The organism is Rhizobium sp. 01T444, from assembly GCF_056398305.1.
Map to the genome: position 1 here is coordinate 1 of NZ_JBFTPD010000227.1, position 646 is coordinate 646.

At 62.1% G+C, this 646-nt stretch carries 2 protein-coding genes; both read right to left on the reverse strand.

Annotation, left to right across the window (positions count from 1 at the left end; genetic code table 11):
* Positions 1-225 (reverse strand): hypothetical protein (locus tag AC1DTN_RS38115; protein WP_477925344.1); only part of this gene is annotated, 225 nt, incomplete at its 3' end.
* Between the two features lie 11 nt (positions 226-236).
* The coding region (locus AC1DTN_RS38120) for a hypothetical protein (protein WP_477925346.1) at positions 237-646 on the reverse strand (410 nt) is incomplete at its 5' end.

Here is a 646-nt window from a genome sequence, read left to right on the forward strand (position 1 = left end):
GAAATAGATGCTCGCGTCGGCAATCGACCGGGTACCGTGGATTCCCCAAGCAAGGTCCGCAGGCGCGTCCTTCGCATTGAGACCTTCGATCTGCACCAACGTGTCTCGGTAGTTGATGACCGGAGGCCGTTGGTCGGCCAGCAGGAAGGATCGGAAGAAGGTCGCGCCGTGAGCGCGCCCGATGCGCTTCTCCATCTTCGGCGGGAGGACAACAGGTTGCTTCATTTTGGCGCTGATCAGAGTGTGAGGGGGCGGATGGCGAGTTGCAGAGCGGGGTCGCGTGCGGCGGTGCGCGAAGCGCCAGGAACGCGGCCGCGCCGGTTGTACTGCATACCTTCCACAGGCGCCGGTGCGCGCTTCTCCAGATCACCGCCTCGAACTCTGTGAACGAGCGCGGACAGGCTCTCGAGCGTCTCACGTGGATTTGGCATCGACATCACCTTTCGCAGGAGCACGGCAATGACCATGCGGGAAACGCCTTCGGTGCTGTCCATCCAACGGTAGGCCGTCGACGACGAACGGTCCAGCGTGGCGGTGAACCGAACGGAATAGTGGGTCTCAGCGAACGCGCGGTCTTTGTCGGTTGTCCCGAACTTGTCGATCAGTGGCCCATACAACGTCTTGAAGACTTCGTCCGCGCTGTACG